The 25,014-nt window shown below is 45.4% G+C and carries 26 protein-coding genes and 1 tRNA gene; 18 read left to right on the top strand and 9 right to left on the bottom strand.

What is annotated here, in order from left to right:
* Positions 1 to 61 precede the first annotated feature (61 nt).
* Complete coding sequence (locus tag B7982_RS08085; protein WP_088660281.1) at positions 62 to 2,317, bottom strand: AAA family ATPase; 2,256 nt, start codon at positions 2,315 to 2,317, stop codon at positions 62 to 64.
* 243 nt (positions 2,318 to 2,560) lie between these two features.
* On the opposite strand from B7982_RS08085, the gene B7982_RS14905 reads away from it, so the two are divergent.
* A complete protein-coding gene (locus B7982_RS14905; protein WP_158212984.1) occupies positions 2,561 to 2,842 on the top strand; it encodes a hypothetical protein in 282 nt (93 codons plus the stop codon).
* A gap of 206 nt (positions 2,843 to 3,048) precedes the next feature.
* On the top strand, positions 3,049 to 4,101 hold the full coding sequence (locus B7982_RS08080; RefSeq protein WP_088660280.1) for a hypothetical protein: 1,053 nt from the start codon (positions 3,049 to 3,051) through the stop codon (positions 4,099 to 4,101).
* Positions 4,102 to 4,134: 33 nt separating this feature from the next.
* On the opposite strand, the gene B7982_RS08075 is transcribed toward B7982_RS08080, so the two are convergent.
* The 4 genes from B7982_RS08075 to B7982_RS08060 all read right to left on the bottom strand — a co-directional run bounded on the left by B7982_RS08075 (position 4,135) and on the right by B7982_RS08060 (position 6,977).
* Positions 4,135 to 4,827 (bottom strand): hypothetical protein, encoded by a 693-nt coding sequence (locus B7982_RS08075; protein ID WP_088660279.1) that lies wholly within the window; start codon positions 4,825 to 4,827, stop codon positions 4,135 to 4,137.
* 576 nt (positions 4,828 to 5,403) lie between these two features.
* Positions 5,404 to 5,802: a pyridoxamine 5'-phosphate oxidase family protein gene (locus B7982_RS08070; RefSeq protein ID WP_088660278.1), complete on the bottom strand. Its 399-nt coding sequence runs from the start codon at positions 5,800 to 5,802 to the stop codon at positions 5,404 to 5,406.
* 121 nt (positions 5,803 to 5,923) lie between these two features.
* Positions 5,924 to 6,427: an O-acetyl-ADP-ribose deacetylase gene (locus B7982_RS08065; RefSeq protein ID WP_088660277.1), complete on the bottom strand. Its 504-nt coding sequence runs from the start codon at positions 6,425 to 6,427 to the stop codon at positions 5,924 to 5,926.
* Positions 6,428 to 6,440: 13 nt separating this feature from the next.
* On the bottom strand, positions 6,441 to 6,977 hold the full coding sequence (locus tag B7982_RS08060; protein ID WP_088660276.1) for a hypothetical protein: 537 nt from the start codon (positions 6,975 to 6,977) through the stop codon (positions 6,441 to 6,443).
* Between the two features lie 292 nt (positions 6,978 to 7,269).
* Between B7982_RS08060 and B7982_RS08055 the strand changes: the two genes are divergently transcribed.
* The 11 genes from B7982_RS08055 to B7982_RS08000 all read left to right on the top strand — a co-directional run bounded on the left by B7982_RS08055 (position 7,270) and on the right by B7982_RS08000 (position 15,611).
* Positions 7,270 to 7,830, top strand: coding sequence for a VOC family protein (locus B7982_RS08055; RefSeq protein WP_088660275.1), 561 nt, complete (start codon positions 7,270 to 7,272; stop codon positions 7,828 to 7,830).
* Positions 7,827 to 8,567 carry a hypothetical protein gene (locus B7982_RS08050; protein ID WP_088660274.1) on the top strand — a complete coding sequence of 247 codons (741 nt, stop codon included), beginning with the start codon at positions 7,827 to 7,829 and terminating at the stop codon, positions 8,565 to 8,567. Before B7982_RS08055 ends, B7982_RS08050 begins: the two co-directional genes overlap by 4 nt.
* 301 nt (positions 8,568 to 8,868) lie before the next feature.
* A complete protein-coding gene (locus B7982_RS08045) occupies positions 8,869 to 9,378 on the top strand; it encodes a hypothetical protein (protein ID WP_233138436.1) in 510 nt (169 codons plus the stop codon).
* 762 nt (positions 9,379 to 10,140) lie between these two features.
* The gene (locus tag B7982_RS08035) at positions 10,141 to 10,794 is read left to right on the top strand and encodes a 16S rRNA (guanine(527)-N(7))-methyltransferase RsmG (RefSeq protein ID WP_158212983.1); all 654 of its coding nucleotides are present in this window, start codon (positions 10,141 to 10,143) and stop codon (positions 10,792 to 10,794) included.
* A complete protein-coding gene (locus B7982_RS08030) occupies positions 10,787 to 11,572 on the top strand; it encodes a ParA family protein (RefSeq protein ID WP_014546136.1) in 786 nt (261 codons plus the stop codon). Before B7982_RS08035 ends, B7982_RS08030 begins: the two co-directional genes overlap by 8 nt.
* 174 nt (positions 11,573 to 11,746) lie before the next feature.
* Positions 11,747 to 12,745 carry a ParB/RepB/Spo0J family partition protein gene (locus B7982_RS08025; RefSeq protein ID WP_088660270.1) on the top strand — a complete coding sequence of 333 codons (999 nt, stop codon included), beginning with the start codon at positions 11,747 to 11,749 and terminating at the stop codon, positions 12,743 to 12,745.
* A 10-nt stretch (positions 12,746 to 12,755) separates the two neighbouring features.
* Complete coding sequence (locus B7982_RS08020) at positions 12,756 to 13,556, top strand: M23 family metallopeptidase (RefSeq protein ID WP_088660269.1); 801 nt, start codon at positions 12,756 to 12,758, stop codon at positions 13,554 to 13,556.
* A 33-nt stretch (positions 13,557 to 13,589) separates the two neighbouring features.
* On the top strand, positions 13,590 to 13,946 hold the full coding sequence (locus B7982_RS08015; RefSeq protein WP_088660268.1) for a polymer-forming cytoskeletal protein: 357 nt from the start codon (positions 13,590 to 13,592) through the stop codon (positions 13,944 to 13,946).
* Between the two features lie 362 nt (positions 13,947 to 14,308).
* Positions 14,309 to 15,058: a metallophosphoesterase gene (locus B7982_RS08010; protein WP_088660267.1), complete on the top strand. Its 750-nt coding sequence runs from the start codon at positions 14,309 to 14,311 to the stop codon at positions 15,056 to 15,058.
* 34 nt (positions 15,059 to 15,092) lie between these two features.
* A tRNA-Met gene (locus B7982_RS08005) sits at positions 15,093 to 15,164 on the top strand.
* A 21-nt stretch (positions 15,165 to 15,185) separates the two neighbouring features.
* On the top strand, positions 15,186 to 15,611 hold the full coding sequence (locus B7982_RS08000; protein WP_088660266.1) for a hypothetical protein: 426 nt from the start codon (positions 15,186 to 15,188) through the stop codon (positions 15,609 to 15,611).
* Between the two features lie 80 nt (positions 15,612 to 15,691).
* Here B7982_RS08000 and B7982_RS07995 read toward each other — a convergent pair whose 3' ends face one another.
* Both B7982_RS07995 and B7982_RS07990 read right to left on the bottom strand, forming a co-directional pair.
* Positions 15,692 to 16,933 carry a glycosyltransferase gene (locus B7982_RS07995; RefSeq protein ID WP_088660265.1) on the bottom strand — a complete coding sequence of 414 codons (1,242 nt, stop codon included), beginning with the start codon at positions 16,931 to 16,933 and terminating at the stop codon, positions 15,692 to 15,694.
* On the bottom strand, positions 16,930 to 17,394 hold the full coding sequence (locus B7982_RS07990; RefSeq protein WP_088660264.1) for a hypothetical protein: 465 nt from the start codon (positions 17,392 to 17,394) through the stop codon (positions 16,930 to 16,932). Before B7982_RS07990 ends, B7982_RS07995 begins: the two co-directional genes overlap by 4 nt.
* Positions 17,395 to 17,422: 28 nt before the next feature.
* On the opposite strand from B7982_RS07990, the gene B7982_RS07985 reads away from it, so the two are divergent.
* From B7982_RS07985 to B7982_RS07965, 5 genes are all read left to right on the top strand, one after another.
* On the top strand, positions 17,423 to 19,291 hold the full coding sequence (locus B7982_RS07985) for a DUF4954 family protein (RefSeq protein WP_088660323.1): 1,869 nt from the start codon (positions 17,423 to 17,425) through the stop codon (positions 19,289 to 19,291).
* A gap of 29 nt (positions 19,292 to 19,320) precedes the next feature.
* The gene (locus B7982_RS07980) at positions 19,321 to 19,884 is read left to right on the top strand and encodes a M48 family metalloprotease (RefSeq protein ID WP_088660263.1); all 564 of its coding nucleotides are present in this window, start codon (positions 19,321 to 19,323) and stop codon (positions 19,882 to 19,884) included.
* 95 nt (positions 19,885 to 19,979) lie between these two features.
* Positions 19,980 to 20,906 (top strand): hypothetical protein, encoded by a 927-nt coding sequence (locus B7982_RS07975; protein WP_233138435.1) that lies wholly within the window; start codon positions 19,980 to 19,982, stop codon positions 20,904 to 20,906.
* Between the two features lie 103 nt (positions 20,907 to 21,009).
* Positions 21,010 to 21,567, top strand: a complete 558-nt coding sequence (locus B7982_RS07970; RefSeq protein WP_088660322.1) for a LemA family protein — start codon at positions 21,010 to 21,012, stop codon at positions 21,565 to 21,567.
* A gap of 9 nt (positions 21,568 to 21,576) precedes the next feature.
* On the top strand, positions 21,577 to 22,629 hold the full coding sequence (locus B7982_RS07965) for a M48 family metallopeptidase (RefSeq protein WP_088660261.1): 1,053 nt from the start codon (positions 21,577 to 21,579) through the stop codon (positions 22,627 to 22,629).
* 12 nt (positions 22,630 to 22,641) lie between these two features.
* On the opposite strand, the gene B7982_RS07960 is transcribed toward B7982_RS07965, so the two are convergent.
* Both B7982_RS07960 and B7982_RS07955 read right to left on the bottom strand, forming a co-directional pair.
* Positions 22,642 to 22,989, bottom strand: coding sequence for a helix-turn-helix domain-containing protein (locus B7982_RS07960; RefSeq protein ID WP_088660260.1), 348 nt, complete (start codon positions 22,987 to 22,989; stop codon positions 22,642 to 22,644).
* Between the two features lie 140 nt (positions 22,990 to 23,129).
* Entirely contained in the window at positions 23,130 to 24,809 is a 1,680-nt protein-coding gene (locus tag B7982_RS07955; protein WP_088660259.1) for a glycosyl hydrolase family 5, read from the bottom strand.
* Positions 24,810 to 25,014: the final 205 nt, after the last annotated feature.

Below are 25,014 nucleotides of genomic sequence, written 5' to 3'. Positions count from 1 at the left end.
AATCAAGCCGATTACCGTTTCACGATAATCGGCTATAATTTTAAGCATTTAATGCTCTCTACTATTTGGCTGTTCCTATTTTTTTCATTCTATTATAATGTTCTTCGTAACCAGCTAATGTAAATACTTCATGAAAAGCTTCCTGAAAATCGGAATAATTAAACTCCTTCATGTCATATATATTTACATTATCAGAATGTGATTCTCGATTAATGTATCTATAGAAGGCTTGATATTTTATATTATCTTTAAACTCCTTCTTCTTGAATACACCATCCAAGGCATTTTTTTCTATAAATCCAAAGAAATAGTCAATTATATTCCTCATACAGTTTGCAATTAACGCTGGTTGAGTATTCTCATCATTTACTACCGACCAATACATTTGATAGTCATTCTGAATTTCACTATATTTCATTGGAATGAGAGAACTACCATTTGCAGATTTTACAATTCGGAATAAATTGAATTCTTTTTTACGTTCTTTTTCTTGTTCTTCATCTTTGAGCCTTTTCATATCACGATAAGGAGCTTTGGCTAATTCATAGAAAAAATACAAATTGTGAGTTAATACAAAAATCTGCTCATAAATATTTGATGATCCAAAGAATTCTGTTTTAATTAAAGAACCTACATTAAAAACATAGATATGCGACAAACTCGAAATTGGGTCATCAATGACAATAATTTTCTTTTTTTCCGTCGTCTTAGAATCTTCTTTACCTCTACATTCTTCAATGAAATAGAGAAAACTAATTATCATTTTCTCACCTTCACTTAAAGATTCAAAAATATTATCATCATCTTCTCCTGTGCGAGTGAGTTTATATTCCGCCTTGTCATTATCATATTTTACTATTTGAAAACTATCTATTCCAAGATCAACAAGGCGATTGTTTATGTTCGTTACGGCTACATCAATATTTGAAACCAGTTTTGTTTGGTCGGCGATAATGCTATCTTGTTCCTTTATCTTTGTAGTAATTTCTGCAATTTTATTATCAAGATCTTTTTGCTCTTTTTCATAGGTTGCTTTGTCGGCTTCATAATTGGAGATGATTATGTCATATTGCAATCTAATATTTTGCCAAAACAAATTTTCCAGATCTTTTAATGTTTTATCCTTTTGGTCAATTTTTGCATTAAATTCTTCAATCCTGATATTTGCCGATTTTATTATCTCATTCAAACCTGATAATTCTACATCGACTGAATTTAAGATGACAGGCTTGCTTGGCGTAGAAAGTTTTCCTTTTATGATATCCAAATTTTTGTTTAATTCGGTTTTTAACTTTTCCAAAGCAGCTTCATAAGTTGTATAAAGTTCTTTCAGTAAATCATTTTGTTTAAAAGCTGGTTCTGAAACAATACTTTCTATTTGGCTTTTATAACTATCATATATGTTTTGAAGTTTCTGTTTCTCTTGCTCGTACGATTTATCAAAACAAGATTTCAGTTCGGCTAAAAGATGAGTTTTGTCTATTTTTTTCTGACAAAACGGACAAAATGCAGGCTCGTTTTGATTTTCTACATATTTTAAACCCGCATCTACCCAGTCGCTATTTTGAAGTTGATCAAGCAAAGATGAAAATGTTGAATTTTTGCTACCTGTAATTTCTTTTTTCAAAAGAGTAATGTCAATGTCCGACAATCCATTGATTTGAAGAAGATTTAAGGGGCTTATTTTCGTTACATTTTTATTTGTTAATATATCTAGCTCTTTTTTTATCTCATCAATATTTTTTAAAGGATTAACAGTAGGTTTTGAAATTTTAAAAAGGCGATTAAAGAGTTCGTTTTTATCACTTTTTAAACCTTTAAAGAATTGATCAGTTTTTCGCTCTCCACCTGTATAATCAGTTTTTATTTTCCAAATAGAATTAATAACCTTTAATTTCTTGCTATCAAATAATCCCTTCGATTTTTCCTTATCCACATCTCTTTCGTTTTTTATCTTTTCTAGTTCTTCTTTTTTTTGATTTGCAGAATCAATTTTCTTTTTTGCCTCTGTATTTTCTTTAGATAAAGAAAAGATTCCTTTTAATGTGGGACTTTCATAAAAAGCTTCGTTCACCCATTTTTGATTATAAACAAGAATTTTCTCGTCAGAAGCTAGTTTCTTTTTATTTTGAACATTATCTGTTTCAATCGAACATTCTGCAAATCTATCATCGCCAAAATCTATTTTTCGCAAAAATTCAGAAAATGTACTTTTGCCACTTCCGTTCAAACCATATAGTAAATTGATTTTTTTGTCCGTTTCTAATGTAGCTATTTGCTTGTAACTTGCACACTTTAAGTTTACTTTTCTTATCATTTTTTCCTCTCTGTTTTTTTTTAAAACTTCAATATGCTAGACATTTTTTCTTAACAATATTCTTTTCAAATTGTCTTATTTATATTTTTGATTCCTAAAAAAATTTTCTCATCAAATTTATACTAATACTAACAAATAGCCAACAAACTTTCATAAAGTAAGTTTTTTATAAACTCATTACTTTTATCTGTTATAAACAACAGATAAATCATGTAATAATGCGGAACATTTGTTCCCAAAAAAGTGAAAAGATCTCGACTCACGAGTTCGACGATTCATGAAAATGTAACTGGTTCTTTCGCGATGCTCAAGATGACGGTGCAAGAAGGTGATTCCGGCACCCATTCGACTGCGCTCAGGGCTAGCTCTGGTCGGAATGACACGAAGGCTGAGTGTCGCGACAGAATTTATTCTAGCATGACCGAAGCCAAGTGTCACGCCTCGAAGAGGAATGTCAATGTTAAAGGAATGTCACTAGATTCTTCCCCTTACAGGGTCAGAATGACAGTGCGAAAGGGAGGGTGAGGCGGGGCAATGTCCGGCGCAGTTTCCATTCGCATTTCGAACGCGGTTTCCACTTACTATAAAAGGTGCTCCCGGAACGGAGTCCGGGATGACATCTCGCGCGCGGTTCTATTCAGCGTTTCGCGCAGTTCCATCCAGCAGCTCGCGCTTATTTCTTTCGCAAAACACTTTTGCGTTCCTCAAAACTTTTTACTACCTTTCCTTCCATGATCAGAACGCAAGTTATCGTGCATCCTTATGACATGGCGCAATCCGACTGGGTTCGCTGCATTTTGCCTTGCACCCAGTTCATGGGGCCTAACGATTTTCAGGTCGTGCCGTCTGTCACCCAGATTGTCTGTGCGAACAAAGACGCACTCAAGCAGACGCGGGCGGTGATTCTGCAGAAGCCGACGGCGCCGGGGCGCGCGCAGCTTGCGTTGTTCTATGCGAAGCTCAAGAAGGAATGCGGGTTCAAGCTCGTGACCGACCTGGACGACTTGCAGTGGGATTTGTCGCCGGTCATCGCATCGTACGCAAAGAACATTCCGAATCACGACCAGATGATGCTCACGAGTCTCAAGCAGGTGTTGCCGCTTTTTGACGTGGTAGTCTGCTCGACGCGCTACCTCGCGAGCCGCATCAAGTCCGACCTCGGCGTAAACGCGGTCGTGATGCCGAACGGGATTTCCAAGTCGCTGTTCGGGATGTCACAGAGGACGTCCGCCTTCACAGGAAAACCGAAGGTGATGTACGCCGGCAGTCTCGGGCATTTCACTGCCGAAATTCCGGGCGACCTCGAGGGCGCATGGATTCCATGGATCCGCAAACACATCGAAGACGGGAGCATCGACTTCCAGATTTTTGGCGAGCCGGATTTTCTGAAGGACCTCGACGGAAAATTCACGAAGATTCCGTACACGAGTTTTTTGCCGTTCGCACAGACGGTCGCGAGCCACAAGCCCGACTTTTTCCTGGCACCGCTCGCCGCCAATAATTTCAACCGCGCAAAGAGCGACTTGAAACTCAAGGAAGCGGCCGCACTCGGAGCAGTCTTCATCGGGAGCGATTTCGCAAGTTCTCCGTACAGCTACATTCCGAAGGAACAGCTGGTCGGTTCAGGTACGACGGTCGACGACCTCGATACGATTTTCAGGAATCTCTGCGAGCCGGAAAAATTTATGCAGGCGCTCAACTGGCAATACCAGGCGATGGAAGAAAAGCACTGGGCGCACGAAGATCCGGAATTCCAGAAAAAATACGTCGCGACGTATTTTTAGTCGCGGCATTCTTAAAAGCCGCGCACTCAAAAATTACTCTTTGTCGCGGAGCTGGTCGGCGGCACGTTCGATTTCGCGCTCGCGGATAATTTCATCGACACGCTTGCGGAAAAGTGTCTCCGTGTGAACGTTATAAAGTTCACGTTCGCGCGCGATATAAAATGTGAAGCACTTGATGTAAAGGCCGATGCTTACGACGGTGAGAATATTTTCAATCAAACCTTTGATTGACTGACCAGACGTATTGCCCGTACCCGTAAACATCAAGGCCAAAATTCCGAGCGAAACAAGGAACCACGCAATCAAGAATTTTTTCGGGAAGCGTTCCTTCAAAATTCCACGTTCATGCATGCAGTCGTGCTGGCGGGCGACCATGTCGTTAAAAATCCAGAAGTGCAAAGCAAAACCGACCAAGGGGATACAGGTAAGAAGGACTGCACCCATCGGAGAAAAATCGGTCACAGAAACAATTTGCAGATTTGCAACCGCACGATGCAACCACGACAGAAAGTAGACCAAAAATGCAATCAGCGAAAAAAGCATCCCAATGCTGACCAGGAAGCCAAAGCCAATGCGCACCAAAACCGAGGGGGCCAGCGTATTATCTTCTGCGCCAGGGAAAATTGCGTTAATCGGTGCGCTCCAAAAAAAGTACAGGATGAAAATTATAAAGATTGCCTTCATCCAAAAAAGAGCTCGTTCACCGCGTTTGGTATTGTCCTGCATATAGCCTCCACAATGAAATATAATATATGTACATCAAATAAATGAACGAAAGACTAATTTTTTCGGTGCATATCCACAAAAACGATTGTTGATATAATGTTATCATTTAACTAGCAGTAATCCACCATTTATCTCACTATTTGACATATTATCCACCAAATCCAAAATTGTTTCACGTGAAACACGATTACTGTGGGAAAAATTGTTCATTATCTATTAACAATAAAAGTGAGTTTTTGCAATTCTTTCGATTTACAAATTCATTAGTTAATAAAATCAAATCAATTTATCAACTATATAATATATGTTGTATAAAAACAGCAATCCATTGTTTGAACACTTCGTGTCCTACATACTCACGCTCGGCCATATATACGAAACTTGAAACTTTAGTTTCGTAGTTGAGTTATCCTCTTTTGGGAAAAATATGCAAGCATATTTTTGCGACACTCACTATCGCATGTTTCATGTGAAACTTTTTTCGAATTTTATAAAGCGAACAATAAAAAAGCCGAGCTCGCGGGGAACTCGGCGTCTAGAAAAAATCCCGGAACGAAGTCCGGGATGACAAGGAAACTAGAATTTCACAGTACGCGGTGCTTCGGTGAAGCTGCAGAACGTGGCGGTTGCATCCTTGAAGTAGAGGACTTCGGTGTTTTCGTCATCCGGGGAATACATACGCTTGAGTTCAGGGTAGGCTTCGAGCATGTGGACCTTCGGTTCACGACGATCATCGCGGACGAGCGTTCCGCTCAAACGGAGCCACTTATTGCAAGCCTTGTTCATGGCGCAAAGCTGAACCTTGCCGTTTTTCTGAATCTGCTTCGAAACATTCTTGGACTTGCCGGTCTGGATGTAGAGCTTGCCTTCGAAAATCTCGATGGTCCCGAACGGGCGCACTTTCGGTTCGTCACCGTCAACTGTTGCGAGGAAATAGGCGCCAGCTTCCTTGATGAATTTTTCAACTTCTTCCATTTTAATTCTCCAATTGTTTTCCATCTAATATACAAAAAGAATAGGGTATTAAAGGGAGGATATTTGGATTTGCCGACGAAGTGTTGTTTTTACCGCACTTTTGACGCACAGTTTTTCACTACTAAATACGCTGCGATACATCTTGGTAGATCCTTTCCATCTCTGCACTGAAACAACAGAAGATGACCTTCTTGACATTCTGTGCGGGATATTCACGGACCGTTTTCACGGCAATTTCAGTTGCAGACTCCCAGGGATATCCGTAGACCCCACATGAAATAGCGGGGAAGACGACAGACTCACAACCGTTCTGTTCGGCAAGGGCGAGACAGTTCTTGTAGCACGATTCCAAAAGTTCAGGTTCACCATGCAGGCCGTCGCGATAAACCGGCCCCGGGGTATGGATCACAAACTTCGCCGGGAGCTTAAACCCGGGAGTGATTTTGGCCTGACCCGTCTCACAACCTTTTAGGGGAATACATGCCTGCAAAAGTTCCGGTCCCGCTGCACGGTGAATCGCCCCATCAACACCACCACCACCCAACAGCGAACAATTCGCCGCATTCACAATGGCATCCACTTTGAGCTTGGTGATATCCCCCTGGATAATTTCAATATCGATCATGGGACCTCCGTATTTAAACCCAGATTCCGAGACCCGAAGGCAGGTTGAGAATGATGTTCATATAGGTTCGTTTTGAATTTACCAAATATCCCATTTCAAAATTCAATAAATCAATGAATGCACCTACACGGACAGACCCACCATATTCAAATCCGGTTTTTCTTTTATAACCGATTTCTGGCCCGACCGAAATCTTGCACATTGCCAAGAACCCATCAAAAAACATATACTGTATTGTGGGTTGCAAGTAAACACCAAATTTCGGTGCCCAAAGAGCCTGTGTTCTAAGAGTCCACACCCACGAATGTTTCGGAATCTCTTTTACTCGGGAGGTCGAAGCATAAAGAATATTGTAATCGCCAAATATCCAGTCGGCACCCACAGTAAAACTATTCATTCCGCCAATAAATAGATCCCAAGAAATCAGTGCAAGGCCGGATCCGTTCGAGTTAACTGCGGCATTTTCCATTTTTGGGGCATCATCGGCAAAGGATGCACTCGCCATGAAAAGGACTATTAGATAGGGGAGAAAGAATCGATAAAGTTTCATGCGATAAATATACTAATATATAATAGAAATCTGCGACTCTCGGCTCATGTGTTGGGACTACGATTACATCGTAGTCCTACACTCTGCGAATACCAAATAAAAACATACGAGTATGTTTTTGCTTGGTATTCTTGATTGTGTTTGGACACTTCGTGTCCTACATGCTCATGCTCGGTCATAAAAATATGCAAGCATATTTTTGCGACACTCGCTATCGCATGTTTCACGTGAAACATGATATGTTTATAGAATTTTTTCTATTCGAATTAGGTATATTGTTTATAGAGTTTTTATGAAGATTGAACATATTGCCATCTGGGTTAAAGATATCGACAAGGTATGCGAGTTCTACCGGAAATATTTCGGCGGGGTAGTCCACCCGATTTACCATAACCCAGCAAAACAATTTACCAGCCGGTTCATCACCTTCGAAGATGGTGCCCGTCTGGAAGTCATGCATCGCCCTGATATAGACGTTGGGATAGAAAATGTTTGGACTGTAACGAAGTTACAGTCCAACACCCATCGGTCAGCAAATGAAAAAATACGAGCATTTTTTCGCTTTCTGACCTCGGCCGTGTTTCACGTGAAACATGCGATAGCGAGCGTCGCGACGGGGTGCTCGCACACCGGCATGACCGAGCATGAGCATGTTGGACACGAAGTGTCCCAACATCTCGGATTTACCCATCTTTCCTTTTCCGTTGGTTCAAAAGAAGAGGTAGACCATCTGACCCAACAAATGTCTTCCGAAGGTGTACCCGTTGTAGGTCAACCTCGAACTACCGGCGACGGGTATTACGAAAGTGTTGTCCTCGACCCCGAAGGCAACAGAATAGAAATTACTATATGATTAAAAAGACCTTTACCATATTCCTCATCTCTATATCTTTTGCTTTTGCAAAGATATCTGCATTGGAAAATCCAGTACAGGATTCCACTTTTTCTATAGACCTAAGCAACATCTACGAAAACAAATACAACCCTTTCCAGGTAATATTCCTAGGGGGGATAGGATATACATCCACTAAAAGATTTGAAGTGGATATATTTTGCATGAGCGCCCAAGACATGGGGAGCAAACTTTTCGGCATCGACCGACTTCTTACAGACTATACATTTCTACGATTTGATCGCAGGCTAGAAAGGACCGAAGGTGACAAGAAAATCGATGACTTATCAATCGGAAGTGCAGTATCTTTAATAGGGTTTGCTTTTCTCGGAATGGCAGCTCCAGAAGAAAGCACTTTACAGAAAATAGCATTGGGAGGAGCGTGGCTTGCATCCGGAACAACAAAGTACATATTGCATGGGAACAATCTTTCCGGAGTTGCACTGGCCGAAAGTCATGCCATAGAATGGTTCCTTAGATCTGAAGGAAAAGACAACAAATACCATTATTCCGCTAAAGAGTTCGGATTCATCGAAGAAGTAGGAATACAATTCGGGATTTTCTTAGCTCAGGTAACGGCAGGCGCATCTTTTGAAATAACCAACAAGCAACGCAACATCGGGTGGTTCTTTAAGATAATCGCAATTCCTTTCTTCGTGGAAAGCTTTTCGCGACATGAACAAAAACCAGCTCACTAACAAATATCCTTGCATTTTCTCATCCATTTGATTAGATTTACACACAACTTAATTATCTATTTAATCTTTTCAAATATATCATGGGGGAGTTATGAACTCTAAAATTTTTCTTTTAGCAGCAGCACTATTTATTGCCTGTAGCGACGATTCTTCAAGCACAGCACCCGTCAACAATCCACCCATTAATAATACTATAGGATATACCTACACCAACTGTCTCCAAACAGTATTCGATTACAAGAGGTCAGTTCTTTCTCTCTACGACAAGGATTATCATGGTTTAGTACCAGACAGTCTTTACATGGACAAGGGTAGCGCTAGTAATAGAGGCAAATCCATCTACATTTACAAAGACTATTGGAACGGCACACACCTCGACAGCGTTTACGAAGCAAACCTCCGCAATGGTGAATGGACATACCAGACCACTGTAAGAACCCAAGAACCTACAGTTGTACACGAAGGCAACATTTGGACAATAACTGAAACAGTTGGCGATGTAAGCAACACAATGACCATCTATTTCGATGGGGATTCCCTGGCCACCACATCCTCCGACGAAGACGGCGAATTTACCATCACTTACGTCATAAAAACAGATACCATTTTCAGAATTGATTATAATGAAATCATTGTCATGGACGAGAACGATAAAAATACCTGCTATAGGAAAGAACATCGTGGCGACATTTGGTACACCTGGAATCGTTACGAAACTGGTGTTAAAGACGGGATGGTCATACTGACCGATACACATACGGAAGATGGGGAAGACCGCAAGACCGGAACTTACTTCTTTTTATACCGCTAACATTTAGCTTTAAACTTCTTGAACATCCTCCCAGAATCGGGAGGATTTTTTATATGTTTGGACTATAGCAAAGCCATAGTCCAACACCCATCGGTCAGCAAATAAAAAAATGCAAGCATTTTTTCGCTTTCTGACCTCGGCTGTGTTTCACGTGAAACCTCTACAGGGCGAATGTAGCGCCCATACTTGTATGGGCATTACTGAGCCCCAAGAGGTAGGACACAAAGTGTCCTAACAATTGCAAACCGAGGAAGCGGCGGGAAACTTGTTTACCGACATTTTCGAGGTGCAGCAAGTTGGCTCCGAAGGAGCAAACATAGTCCAAACAAAAAACAAAGCGATTCTCACCTTAACAACATTTGCGCAAGCGCGAAACTGGCGCCTCAGCTATGAAATGTATGCAAGCATACATTTCGCAGCATTCGGCTTAACAGTTTCTCAACATTTATCAAAATGTTATCAACATATATTTTATGAATTTTAGGGAGCGGGGGAGTTTGTTAATTGTTTTCTAAAAAAGTTATACTAAATTTCAAATCGGAATATGATAGTCAAAAATGTTCCACGTGAAACACTTGCAAACCGAGGAAGCGGCGGGAAACTCGTTTACCGACATTTCCGAGGTGCAGCAAGTTGGCTTCGATGGAGCAAACATGCGATAGCGAGTGTCGCGACGGGGTGCTTGTACACCGGCATGACCGAGCATGAGCATGTTGGACACGAAGTGTCCAAACACTTTTCCATATCACAAAAAGAGAAAACTTGAGTTATAAAACTAACAAAGCGCAGCAAGATCTTTTGAACCAGTTCCTTTCGGGACATGGTGTACAGCTGTCCGATGAAACTCTCGACAAGCTTTACCAGTTTGCAGACTTGGTGGTGGACACCAAGGAATATGGTAACTTGATTTCAGCAAAGGATTCTGAAAAGTTTTTGAGCAGGCACATTGCCGACTCGCTCGTTCCCTTTGTGTTTTTAGGAAAGGAAATTTCCGCTCAGGGTGGCAAACTCCGTTGGGCCGATATGGGTGCTGGTGCAGGTTGCCCAGTTTTCCCGCTTGCAATTGCTATGCCGAACGTGCAGTTCTATGCTGTTGAACCACGCCACATGCGCGTGAACTTTATGCAGATGGTCAAGGAAAAACTTCACCTGGACAACTTGACCGTCGTCGGCAAGCGCTTTGAAACTTCCGGCCTCACAGACCTTGACTTTATCAGCTGCCGCGCCCTCTCGACTTTCGAAAACGACTGGGAACGTGCCCAGGCAGGTCTCAAGCACGGCGGAACTTTTGTCACGCTGAAGAGCTTCAACAATATTGCCCATTTGGAAAACGATCCGAAAGTGCATATCCAGAAGTACGAACTTCCAGAAGAAGAACAGGTGTACGCTCTAGTCACCCGAGGTAATAATGAGTAAAATTATCGCCATATGCAACCAAAAAGGTGGTGTCGGTAAAACTACTACGGCCGTAAACTTGGCCGCGAGTTTTGCAGCCCTTGAAAAGAAGACACTTCTTTTAGACATGGACCCGCAGGGTAATGCCTCTCAAGGTCTCGGTTTCATGGAATCCCAAGATATGGATATCCACGAAATCCTGGACATGGCTGGTAATCCGGACAATCTCACGCTCGAAAATATCAAGCCCGCCATCTTGGACACGTCGCTTGAATACCTCAAGGTCATCACTTCTGGACCGGACCTCGCCGTCATGGAAATTGAACTTGTCAACGCCATGAGCCGCGAACGCAGACTCGAACGTGTGATGAACGTTCTCAAGCAGGAGTTCGATTTCATCATCATCGACGCTCCTCCGAGCCTGAACTTACTCACAATTAATACACTGACGGCCGCAACGAGCGTGCTCATTCCGGTGCAGTGTGAATATTATGCATTGCAGGGTATGACTGAACTTTTCAAGACTATCCGTGAAGTCCAGAAGAATCTGAACTCCAACTTGAAAATCGAAGGCGCCCTCCTCACGATGTACGATTCCCGTCTGAGCCTTTCGAAGCAGGTTGCCGAAGAAGTTCGCGAAAACCTGAGCGACACCGTTTTCCAGACGATGATTCCGCGCAACGTGAAACTCTCCGAAGCTCCGTCCCACGGCAAGCCGGTCATCCTTTACGATGTGCAGAGCACTGGTTCGCAGTCGTACATGAAGCTCGCCGAAGAAATACTGAACAAAGAAAAGTGACGAAGTCATCCTGACCCTAGAACGAAGTGATAGGGGAAGGATCCAGGCAACAACTTCACTGGATTCTTCGACTTCGCCTAACGGCTTCGCTCAGAATGACACTTGCATAAACTTTTAATTAATAACCATTGACTACTAACTATTAACTAGTAACTAATAACTAGGAACTAAAAAATGGGTAAACAAGCACTTGGTCGCGGTCTCTCTGCAATTTTTAAGGCACACGATGTTCTCGGCAACTCTGTCGATAACGCTATCAACAATACCGGAGCTACCGAAAACGTAAATCCGGACAATCAGAAAATCGTCGAAATCAACATCGACTTGATTGACCCGAACCCGTTCCAGCCGCGTAAGTTCTTCGACGATGATGAACTTGTCGAACTTGCTGAAACCATCGAAAAGCACGGACTTATCCAGCCGATTGCTGTCCGCAAGGTAGGCGACCGTTACCAGATTATCAGTGGTGAACGCCGTACCCGTGCATCGAAACTTGCCAACTGCAGAACCATCAAGGCTCAGGTTTACGAAAATCTCGACGACAAGACCATGAGCGAATGGGCTCTCATCGAGAACATCCAGCGTGTGGACTTGAACCCGATTGAAGTGGCACAGTCTTACCAGCAGTTGATCGACAACCACAACTATACGCACGACGACTTGGCCAAGACGGTCGGCAAGTCCCGTTCCGCCATCACAAACGCACTTCGTCTTTTGAAGCTCCCAAACCAGGTCCAGGCCTGGATTCAGGAAGGCAAACTTGCAGGCGGTGCCGCCCGTGCTCTCTGCAGTGAAAAAATTGCAGATCCGGAAGCTCTTGCAAAACGCGTCATCGAAGAAGGATTGAACGTCCGCCAGATCGAAGCGATCGCCCGCGGTGAAGACCCGTTTGAAAAATCTGCTGAAGCTGCAGAAGATTCTACAACCAATCCGGCCGACGCTCCCCAAGCTCCCGAAGAAGATGAAATGCCGGAAGTCCACGGCAGCGAACCGAGACCGAAGCCGGAACTCAGCGCCGACCTCAAGAATTTCGAGAACAGGCTCGAAACGTTCTTCGGTACAAAGGTCGCACTCAATCCGAGCGCCAAGGATCAGACCAAGGGCACTATCGTCATCAACTACTATTCCATGGACGACCTGACTCGAATTCAGGAAATAATGGACAACCGCTAACGGTAAAATCGTGAGTCGTAAGTATTACACCATCCAGATTATTCCGGAAAACACGACCGGTTCAAGGAAGTACCGCATATCGAGCAAGCAGTTTGTCTTGTTCCATATCGGGCTTGTCCTGGTCGCTATTATTCTTATTTTGTTCATAGTCCACATTGCAAAGATCAACAAGACTCTCATCTCTTACGAAAAGATGCGCGTGCACAATGCACAGCTCGTAAAGCAGAACGCGAACTACGAAGAACTTTTCTCGAGACTTGATTCGCTGTGGATCATGGAAAACCGAATCCAGAATATTTTCGAGACGTTCCTCGAAAACGACTCCAACAAAATCAACAGCATCATTGAACGCAACCGCTTTGCGCATGTGCCGTCTGCGAAAAACCAGATCGATTTCGAAGGTATCCACAACTGGCTTACGACCGACGAAAAAATCCGACTGGAACGAATCCCGAACGTGATTCCGGCTGTGGGCATCATCAGTAAAAAATTCTCGTACGAAAACAAGCACCTGGGTATCGACATCTCGGCACGCAAGGGGAACCCGGTCTTTGCATCGGGCAGCGGCAAAGTCACATTCGCAGGTAACAGTGGCGACCTCGGAAACACAGTTGTCATCGACCACCAGAATGGTTACAAGTCGTCTTATTCACATCTCAAGAGCATCAGGACCCGAAGGGGTGCGAATGTCACAAAAGGCGATGTCATAGGCTACGTAGGCGATACCGGAAATACGAGTGGTCCGCACGTGCATTATTCCATTACCAAGAATAACGTTCCGCAAGATCCAGAAACGATATTTACTTACTAGCGAATTATTAGCGCAATAAATTAGGGGAAAATTATGGCAAGCAAGAACGAACAGGAATTTACTCAAGTTGGGAGAAACGTCCAGGTCAATGGCGACATAGCCGGAAAAACGGATTTGCGCATTGCCGGGAAGGTTTACGGAAATGTAACCATCGACGGTGAACTGATTCTTGAAAAGCTTGCCATTATTGATGGCGACGTCAAATGTGGCGCCGCTATTCTTGCAGGTGTCATCAAGGGAAATGTGGACTGCAAAACTAAACTTATCCTCCAGGATAATGCCAAAATAATCGGAAACGTAAAGGCCGATCAGCTCGTCATTAACGAAGGAGCTGTATTTCAGGGTTCCTGCGATATGAACGAAACGCCCGCAAGCAAAAAAGAAAAGTAATCAACCGACTATATTAAATAATACTAGATATATTTATATATGATATTTAGTATTTAATGTAGTGAATAGTGGATAAAAAATTTAAGGTTAAAACGTAACTTGATGATATTCAATGACTTATAGAGATAAAGAAAATGTGGATTAATGTTGAAAATTTAAAATCTATTCACTTTCTTCAACGTTGATAGATGTTGAACCTGAGTTTTCAATGCTAATTCACGAAATGGTCACGAAAGTATGTTGAAGATTCTGTGATGAAGTTCACAATTGCACGCACTTTATCATAAAAAGCACAAAAAAGCGAATAAAGTTTTCATTTTTTAGTCTCAAAAGCTATATTCTAGTATATTCTACGTAGATGTATGGAAAGAAGAGTTCTTAAGATAGGTCAGATATCTGATACTCACATTGGTGAAAATGCGAGTCCTGTGCAGGATATCGATGTCCGTAAGAATTTCCTGACTGCATACAATTCCGAAACCATGAAAGGCTTGGACCTTCTGGTTATTTCTGGTGACCTGGCCGATAATGCGACGCCGGGTGCCTACGAGTTTGTCGCCCAGGTGCTGAAAGATTGCAAAGTACCGGTGTGCGTTATTCCGGGGAACCACGATGACCTTGAAGTCATGGAGAAGTATTTTGACTTGAAGGGCAAGGTTCACAATGGAAAATGCTATTACCGTTACGATATCGACGGTCGTTCCATCTTTTTCTTGGACAGCGCGGACGGTACAGTTTCCAGTGAACAGCTGACATGGCTTGAACAGGAAACTGCAAAAGTGGATGGCGAGGTTTTGCTGTTCCTCCACCATCCTCCTTGCCATTGCGACCACAAGTTTATGGACTTGCGGTATGCGATGAAGAATATTGACGAAGTCCAGGCGACGCTTTTGAAGATAAAGAATCTCAAGCATATTTTTGTGGGACATTATCACAGCGAGATGCTTGAGCATTTTGGTGACAAGACAGTTTACGTGACTCCATCGACGCAGATGCAGATTGATCCGAATATTTCGGTATTTTGTCTGAGCTCCGCTGCACCGGGTTGGCGCGTGATTGAATGGGGCGAAAATTTTTTAGAAACTAAGGTTTATTTTTCAAAGACCCCTTGAAAATTTTAAAACCTTTTGTTAAATTTGGGTCAATGGCGGTTTAGCTCAGCGGTAGAGCACTGGAATCATAATCCATTGGTCCGGGGTTCAAATCCCTGAACCGCTATTACAAAAAAAAGAGGCGAGCATGTCAAAAAAAATTCTAGTAATTTCACTTTTGGCAATCGCCTCTTTTTTTGTTTCTTGTTCTGACAAGCAGCCGGAAGCAACAACTGCAAATCAGGTCGTGTTGCCGCAGTCGCAGCCGATTGTTCCTGTGCTTCCGTTTACGGCTCCTGCAAAATCCGTCATCACTGTTGAAAAGGCTATCGTTTATGCTAAGGCAAGCAATGGGCTTGTTGAACTTGGCGTGAAGTGGTCCGAAAAAATCGACAATGCCAAGGATTTTGAAAAGATCCAGATTCTCAATGCATATAACGTTGCCCGTGACCAGCTCTGCGCTCGTGTAGGCCTGCAGGGCGGCATTGCAGAATATGACTGGATTACGAATGTTGCCTTGAAGAATCCGGAAAACAAGCTCGCTTTCGAAAAGGCCGGATTTAAGATCAAGTAATTTAATTAGTTAATAGTTCCAAGTTACTAGTTATTAGAAATATTGAAAAAAAATGCCGCGAAGAATCGCGGTTTTTTTGTTTATTGCTGAAGGCGCTTGTAGACTTCAACCTGGCGTTCGATGATGCCATCCCAGGTGAAGCACTTGTCAATGCGGTTGCGGGCGCCGGCAAGAAGTTTTTGAATCAATGTCGGGTCTGCTTCGAGACGCTTGAAGGCGTCGGCAAGCGCAGCAGGGTCTTTCTCGGGAACGAGAATTCCGGACTCTCCGTCGACAACGACATCCGGGATGCCGCCGACATTGCTTGCAACAATCGGCAGTCCAAGTTCCATCGCTTCGATGAGCACGACTCCGAGTCCTTCGGTGTCGCCCTTGTGGTCGACGATGGCAGGGAGCGTAAAGACGTTTGCCGTCTTGTATTCGTTTGCGAGATCCTCGGGCGAGAGCTTGCCCGTGAAAATGATTTCGGCGCCGTCGTTTACTGCGGCTGCTTGCTGCTTAAGCTGTTCGGTCAAGTCTCCGACACCGACGATGCGGATTTCGAACTTGTCTCTGGGCAAGTACTTTGCGGCTTCGATGAGGTAGCAGATTCCCTTGCGTTCGATGTGTCGACCGACAAAGAGAATCTTGAACTTGTTGTTTATTGCATGCGGTTCGGGGCGTTGCGGGGTGCCCCCGCTAGAAGGGGTAGCGGATGCTGCATCTGCAGCAGAAGCGAGGGGAAGACTTGCCCCTTCGAGAGTCGTTCCGTACGGGCTCCATTCGACGTCCACATTGCGGAGCGCCTTGATTTTCCCGGCGGTGAAACTCGAGTTTGCAAAGATTGCCTGAGCCTGTCCGATGGCAAATTTCAAAAGCGGCTTGACCCACTTCTTTTTGCGGATGAGCAAGAGCTCTGCACCGTGGAAATTTAGCACAAGCGGAATTTTAAAAAGCTTTGCTGCGCCGAGAGCGATGTAGGCGTGCGGGAACGGCCAATGTGCGTGAATCACGTCAGGGCGCCACTTGCGGCAAATCCTGATGCACTGGAAAAATCCGTTAATGATATAGGGAATAGCAAGCAGCTGCAACCACGGCTTGGAGGCTATTTTGCTTGGAGCGCCTTCTTCGTGCGTGAGGATTTCCCAAGAGGCGGGCGCATAGCGGAAGCGGTTCACATGCGTGCCATCGATGTCGTGGCTCTTGAGTCCTTTGTACGCAGGGGCGAGTACCTGGATTTCAACGCCTGCCTTTTTGAGGTGCGCGATGGAAGTGCGCAGCCAGGGAACTTCGGCGTCTTCTTGAAATCTCGGATAAACGGAGCCTATGACAAGGACTTTCATTGTTCCTGCTTTGCGGCTTGCTGTGCCTGGATATCCTGGATGCAGCTTGGGTAGACGATGGGCTTCACGTTTTTCTCAAACACGAGGTTCATGATATCGAAGTTGTGCTTGCTTGCAGTGCGGATAAAGCGACCGATAAGGCGTGTCCAGCCATCAATTTTTGAATCCAGAAGCAAAAGCCCGATTCCACTTTCGTGTTCGAGGAATCCAAGGATGTCGTTCCCGCGCTTGTTCTTGGAGAGCGTCTCTAGAAAGATGTTCCAGAACAGCTGGGAATTGCTCTCATTCCCGAGGGTATTGTCGATGGAGTCAAAATCAAATTCAATGTACACGAAGGAACTCTTATCCTCGTCGCTGCGGATAATTTCTTCCTGACAACGTCTCTCAAAAATATCTTCCGTATAGATGGAGATATTGTATTGATGTTTTTTAATCAAGTTGAAGAGGTATTCCTTCATCATCGCCCCTAATTTAGTCTATTTTTTAACCATGCAGCGATTGTTAAAATTGAAAAAAGCGCTGAAGAGCAGTGTTTTGGCTACTTCGGTCGAGAATTTTAAGGTCATTAAGTCAGCGACTGGCAAGTACCGTCCGATGACGGCTTTCGAAATCCAGATTTTGGAGAAAAACGGGAACAGTTGCGATGACTGGACTAAGGTTTTGGTCGAGCCGGACTTTGACCCGAACCGTATTTTCCGTTCGAGCTTTATGGGTGATGTGCGCCTCCCGAAGTTCTTCGGCACGCTCCTTTTGCCGGGCGATGTTTCAGTCGCTACAGGTATCTATGACTGCATGGTCCACAACTGCATTATCGAGAATGCCTTGATTTATAAGGTCTCGATGCTTAGCAATGTGCTTGTGCGCAGCAGTTCAGTTGTGCATAACGTAGGCACGCTTGTGAGCAGCGGCAAGATTAATTACATGGTCGGTTCGTCGATTAACGTGGGTAACGAGATGGGCGGCCGTGAGGTGCTGGTGTTCCCGGAACTCACGACGGAGCTTGTCGACTTGCAATTGTTCCACAAGGCAGAACAGGGTGTCCAGGATTCGTTTGTCGAAATGCTCAGTACCTACAGGTCTGAACTTGCGCTCCCGTTTGGAATTGTGGGCAAGGGCGCGGTCGTCTCGAATACGAACATTATCCGCAATAGCTGGATTGGTGCGCATGCCCGCATCGAAGGTGCTGCAAAGATTCGCAATTCCATCATCATGAGTTCGCTCGAAGAATCGAGCCATGTCTACGATTCCGTGATTCTCGAAAATACGAATGTGCAGATGGGGGTGAAGGTACACACGGGTGCCGAGGTCCAGAGCTCTGTGCTGATGAGCCGTTGCAAGGTCGGCTGCAAGGCGATTGTGAAGTCGTCTATCATTGCGCCGTGCTGCCATATCGAAGAAGGTGAAGTCAACAGTTCTTACATGGGACCGATGACGCAGATGCACCACCATTCGCTTTTGATTGCGGCGCTCTGGCCGGAAGGCTGTGGTAACTTGGGCTATGGTGCAAACGTCGGTAGCAATCACACGGGCCGCATGCCAGACCAGGAAGTAATGCCGGGCCAGGGCATGTTCTTTGGTCTTGGCGTGAACATCAAGTTCCCGTCGAATTTCCGCGAGTCTCCGTTTACTTTGATTGCAAGTGGGCTCACGACTTTGCCGCAGCGTCTCAAGTTCCCGTTCTCGCTGATTCATGCGGGCGACCCGCAGCTGGTGGGTGTGGCTCCGCGTTTAAACGAAATTGTGCCGGGCTGGAACTATGCAAAGAATGCGTATGCGCTTGACCGCAATGCGTATAAGTATGCTATCCGTGGCAAGGGCCTTGTACCCTCAACGTTCTACTCGATTTACAATCCTGAAACGGCTCGCTTGGTGTTTGATGCATACAACCGCTTGCAAGTATCAAATGTCAAGGACGTTTATACGAAATCTGATATTGACGGGCTCGGTGAAAACTTTATGCGCGAGCGCGTGCGCCAGAGCGCCATCAAGACGTATGGTGAATACCTTGAACGCTATGTACTCGACTTGATGCTTACGCTTGTGGAAGGCGACGAATCACTCTCGAAGCAGTCTCCGCGTGAATTGCGCAAGCTGCTTGGCGATACGAACAAGGAAATTGCACGAGTCGTGACGCTCCCCGAAACGATGGATGACTTGGTCAAACGTTACAGACAGCTCGACAAGGAATGGTTCGATAATGTGAGCCATGGCCTGGATCGCGATAACGAACGCGGCCGCAAGATTTTCGATGATTACGACAGTGCCCATCCGGTGGACAAGGGATTCATGGAATGGGAGAGGACGCGTCTCGAAGAATCGGCAAAGCGTTTGAGTGCATTCGTGAAAAATCTTGCTTAAGCATAGATTGAACTGCGCGTATTTCTGTTATGTTGTTATATGTATTACTTTGTCTAGAAGTTGTTTTACGGACGCTTCTTGAAATTCGTGAACGCAGGCTCACGCAGTTGCGCGGTGGCTTTTTTGCCGTGTTGCGATTGATCCCGCTAGTAAATGACATTGTACCTTTGCCTGAGAATCGCAGCGATCCTCCGACTAGTTTGTTCGTGGAAAAGCATGAAGAAGGTCATCGCGTTTTGCGCCACTCGATTTTACGTAACCTGATGAAGGTGGCGTTTTTGATGGTTGCCGTCTGGTTCTTGGCGGCGATGGTCACTCGCTGGAATTGGAGCTTTTTCGAAGCGATTCTGTGGCTCCATTTGGTGGCAATCCCGTTCCGCTACTTTTTCAATTGGTATTGCTGGAATCAGGAATTCGAAGCAGATGCATATGCGTTTAAGGAAGTAGGGAAGCAGAAGGCGAAAGCTGCCATGCAGGAACTTGCCGAATGCGAAATCCCGTACACGAAACTTTTTGCATCGATTTACAGGGAACACCCGACTGTTGCGCTACGCAGCCAGAGAATACTGAAGAAAGTGATTGGTAAGCGGTAGGAGAAGTGCCGCGATGTGTAGCGGTTGCGATTTGTTTAAGATTTTATTTTTTTGTATATTCCTTTTTGAGGTTTAAAATGTCTCGTTTTATTTCAATGAAAAATTTTAAATTCCTTTTTTCGCTTGCGGTACTTTTAGTTGTTTCTGCCCATGCTTTTGACTTGACGGTCAAGGCAAATGTCGATAACGCACAGGTCTTTATCGGCGACAAGTTTAATTACGAAATCCAGGTCACGGCGCCTGAAAATGCGATTGTCGATTTGCCGAGTTTTGTCGGTAACCTTGGCAGCTTTGAAGTCAAGGAAATGAAGAATGAAAAAATTACCGAGGGCATGCCCAAAGGCACTGCGAAGTTCACTTGGCTTGCAACGCTCAATACATTTGTAAGCGGCGACTTTTTGATTGCCCCGCAAGAAGTGAATGCCGTTGTCGGAACGGATACAGTCAAGACGCATACGGACCCGGTCGCGGTCAAGGTTTCTAATCGTACGACTGGCGAAGAAGCTGATATTCTCGAAGTGGAAGACCCGCTGAGCGACCCGAGACTCCCGCAGTGGCTTTATGTATTGCTCGCTGTGCTTGGTGTTGCATTGCTCGTATTCCTTGGCTGGTTCTTGCACAAGAAATTTGCAAAGCGCGGTGAAGCTCCGCAGCTCCCGCCGTACGAAGAAGCTGTACTTGCTCTCAAGAATTTGCGCAACAAGAATTACCTTGCCGAAGGAAACCAAGGCGATTACTTTATGTCGCTTGGATTCATTACCCGCCGCTACATCGAGCGCCGCTTTGAAGTCGATATTCTCGATGCGACCGTCGCGGAACTCAAGAAGCGCATGGCACATGTCGCAGGGCTCCCGCAGGCTTACAAGGAATCTGTGGTAACGCTCGCCGTCGAAACGGAACCGGTGAAATTTGCGAAGATGAAGCTCGAGGGCGAACGCTGCAAGTTCTGGGACGAATGGGCCGATCGCCTGCTCGAAGATACTAAGCCGCTGCCGGAAGCCGTTCGCGCCCAAGGCAAATAACTTAAATTAAATCACGAATTTAAAGTCCATGGATATCTTCCGTGGGCTTTCTTTTTCTTCTTGTTTTTATGTATATTATTTCCACAAGAAGAAAGGAGATTATATGACCGTAGTTATCGTAGTCGCAGTCATTTTCATCGTCATCGCCGTTTTCATTTCCATGTACAATGGGCTTGTGAAGCTTCGCAACAATCGCGAAAATGCGTTTGCGAATATCGATGTGCAGCTCAAGCAGCGTTTTGATCTTGTTCCGCAGTTGGTCTCGACGGTCAAGGGGTATGCCACTCACGAAAAGGATGTGCTCGAAAGGGTGACTGCCGCTCGTGCGGCCGCCATGAGCGCAACGACTATCGACGAAAAGGTTGCCGCTGACAAGGCTCTGTCCGGTGCGCTTGCCGGGCTCCGCGTTTCACTCGAAGCTTATCCGGAACTCAAGGCGAACCAGAACTTCTTGCAGTTGCAGACGGAACTTGCCGACATTGAGAACAAGCTTGCCGCTGCACGCCGCTTCTTCAATTCTACGACTCGCGAATTCAACAACGCTTGTGAAACATTCCCGAGCAATATCATTGCGGGCATGTTCAACTTTAAGCGTGCCGCCATGTACGAGGCAATGGAGAATAGGGCAACGCTTGAAAAGGCCCCTGAGGTGAAGTTCTAATTTTCCTCAATGAAATACGTCGGTCTTCAAACCCAGATTTGGCGGAATAACCGCAATACGGTGATTCTGCTTTTCATGTTCCCAGTGATTTTGCTGGGAATGATTCTTCTGGTTATTCTGGGTCTTGACTTTTTTGGGGCGCTTTGTAACATTGTTGAAGGGGGGTGCCTTGCGAATCATGCATCGCAAACAAATTATGGGACTTTTCACTGGCCCGAAATATGGCATTGCTTCAAGGCCGTAATTCCATACACGCTGCAAATTGTAGGTGTGTGGTTTATTATTGCTTATTGTGCCAATACTGCAATTATCCGTCATGCCACTCATGCAAAACCTGTTGAACGCAAGGATAACTTGCGTGTCTACAACATTGTCGAGAATCTCTGCATTGCAGGTGGCATCGAGATGCCACAAATCAACATTATTAAAGATTCTGGAATGAACGCTTTTGCAAGTGGCATCGATATTCCTTCATTCACGATAACGCTCACGACAGGTCTTATTGAAAAGCTGGACGATCGGGAACTTTCGGCGGTTGTTGGCCATGAGCTTACGCACATCAAGAATCGCGATACGCGCCTGATGGTGGTGTGCATTGTGTTCGTTGGAATTTTTGCGACGATTCAGACGGTTTCCTTGAAGCTTATGAGTGCCATGATCCATACTCCGCGGAGTTCATCTAAGCGTAGCCGCAATAGTGGAAGGGCTGATGCGTATCTTATCCTTATTTTGCTGCTTGTGTTTATCTGGAGCTCTATCGGCTATGTTTTCACCTGGTTTACGCGCCTTGCAATTTCGCGTAAGCGCGAGTACGTAGCCGATGCCGGCGGTGCCGAGCTTTGTGGCGACCCCTTGGCGCTTGCTTCTGCGCTACGTAAGATTTCCAATGATCCTGGGCTAATGTCGGTGCAGCGCAATGACATTGCTCAGCTTTACGTCATCCATCCGGACGAGGAATTCGATAACAATATGGGACTCAAGGGCTGGGTTGCAAAGGCGAACATCTTGTTCTGCACGCACCCGGATACGCCCGAACGCATCCAGCTGCTTGAGCAATTCTAAAGGCGATTGTGATTATAGTTTAGGCTTTTTTCCTGGATTGTTTTTGTCCAGAATAGCTTTATTGATATAGTTTATGCCCTTAGCCTTGTCGGCTGCGGCAGGCGTCTGGAGCTGGATTTGCTCCAACATTAAAGCTTCTAGCTTGGACATCAGTTCGGTGGCTGTACAGCCGAAAGCGTCTGCGAGGTCGCAAAAAGATTTGACGGAAAGATTGCGCTTGCCCTTTGCGACGAGTCCAAGGTGCTGACGACTAATCCCGCTGTCTAAAGCGAGTTTTTTCTTTGTTAAGGAAGTCGCTCCCTGCATCTGTGCTAAAAGTTCTATTTCAGCTTTTCGGATGACGTCAATGTCATAACGCATTCTTTAATTTTATGAATATGCCATAAAATGTGTGCAAACAATAGTTTCCATAATTTCAAGACATAATCAAAAAAGCACCCTTTGAGAGGGTGCTTCTATAAGTTTTGACTATGACGCTTAGCGCTTTTGGCCGTTTTTGATTAGAATTTGGCCTTCAAAGCAGCCGGGCATTCAACTTCTTTATAAGTGTGGTTCGGGTTGCCTGCTGCTTCCATCCATGTGGCGAGGAAGAGGCACCCTTCCTTGGCCTGGGTGTCGCTTGCAAATGCGCTGTTGCACTTTTCGGTGAGGCACTGCTTGCGTTTGTTCAAAAGGTCGCCATTGTATCCGACTTCCTTTTCGCAGTCGGAGAGGAGACCGCCGTAAGTCGTGGAGTTGCTCGGGATGTTCCAGCCCATCTGGCTGCAACCATTGAAAGCACCGAAACCGCCGCCCGGGATCATGATGTCGAACTGACCGCCTTGCACGTCATAACCGATATTGGATGCCATCACGACGAGAGTCTTGCCCTTGAGAGCCTGGTGGTTTGCCTTGGTTTCGTACTTGCCGGTACCAGTAAAGGTGAGGGCGAAGCACTTGCCGCATGTGGCGTCATTACCCGGAGTTGCTGCGAATGCGTAGGCGAGCTTGTCGCTCACGATTATAGGAATCTGGCTTGTGCAAGTGGTGCCCTGGCCGCCGGAGCAGATACTGCCGTTAGTGTTGCCGATCGGGGTCTTGCCCTTGGCGTCGCAAGTCTTGGCGGCGCCACCATGTTCTGGCCAGGAGCAGTGAGGCATGCAGCAGTCCCAGTAACGGGTGGCAAAGCCCTGCTGTCCACCGGCGCCTGCATTGAGGTACTTGGCTTCTTCGGCGGAAGCGTTGGGGTTGTTCTGCTGTTGCTGCTGGCTAGACGAAGATTTCGGCTGGCTGCTGGAGGACTTCGGCTGTTGCTGCTGCTGAGACGAAGAGGATTTTGCCTGCTGCTGTTGCTGTGAAGAAGAAGACTTCACGCTAGAGCTGGATTTCGGCTGCTGAGAAGGTGTAGAGCCGGTCATGTTCTGGCAATTCTTATTTTCAGGATCGTAGTAGCAGTTTACCTTGCAATCATTGTCGTAGGCGTATTTTTCGCCCTTGGAGCCGGTCAGCTGATCGTAATAGGCAACGCATTTGCCCGAAGCACTGTCATAGCACTGGCCATTGCACTGCTTGTTCGATGTGGTTGCGGAGGACTTCGGCTGCTGCTGCGAAGAAGAGCTTGCTACAGGCTGCTGGGTCTTCTGCGAAGAGGAAGAAGCGACTGGGGTCGGGGTCTGTGTCTTGGCAGAGCTCGAGCTTACCGTGGGGAGCGTCGTGCCCGGATTGTAGACAGAGGAGCTGCTTGCAGTGACGCTTGTGCCCGGAGTCGTCGTGGAGGCGTTCGGGTCGATTCCGCCCGGAAGGAGAATCGTTTCACCGTAAATGGTGGCCTTGGAACCATCGGTATAAGTAATGGTCTTGTCCGGGTTCACGACAGGGAGTGTTTCAAGCTTTACGTTTGTGACAACGGCGGAGCCGCTTGCATCAACGATAGTGCCAGTAGCGACATCGAAAGTGCCTACAGCAACGCTAGCTTCGTTGGTGACGAGGTACGTGCTGGTACCATTAGGCACGATAAGGAAAATCTGTGAGCCAGTAGTAAGCATCCAGCAAGTCTGATCGACTTCCAAAGCAGGCTTTGCCTGTGTAAACGGAAGGTTCGAAGCTGCAGCTTGTGTGGCAGAGGAGAGATCTTCGGAGCAGTTCCAAGCGAGCAGGGAAAGTCCGAAAATTGTGAGGGTTTTGAACAGTCTATTCTTCATGATATAATAAGCCCTTGTAAATATATCACACCCTGTATTCCAATCATCCGCGGTAAAAGATAAAATCTTATCCTCTAAAATGCTCGTAAATAAGAGTAAAAAGAACTATACAATGTAATTATGTGAAGTTACGCACAACTTATTTATTATCAAAGACTTACAAAAAAGAAAAACGCCCCTGTGCGGGGCGTTTAGTTCCGATTTA

Source organism: Fibrobacter sp. UWB2, assembly GCF_002210425.1.
Taxonomy (GTDB): Bacteria; Fibrobacterota; Fibrobacteria; order Fibrobacterales; family Fibrobacteraceae; genus Fibrobacter; species Fibrobacter elongatus.
This window is presented reverse-complemented; position numbering and strand designations above follow the sequence as displayed.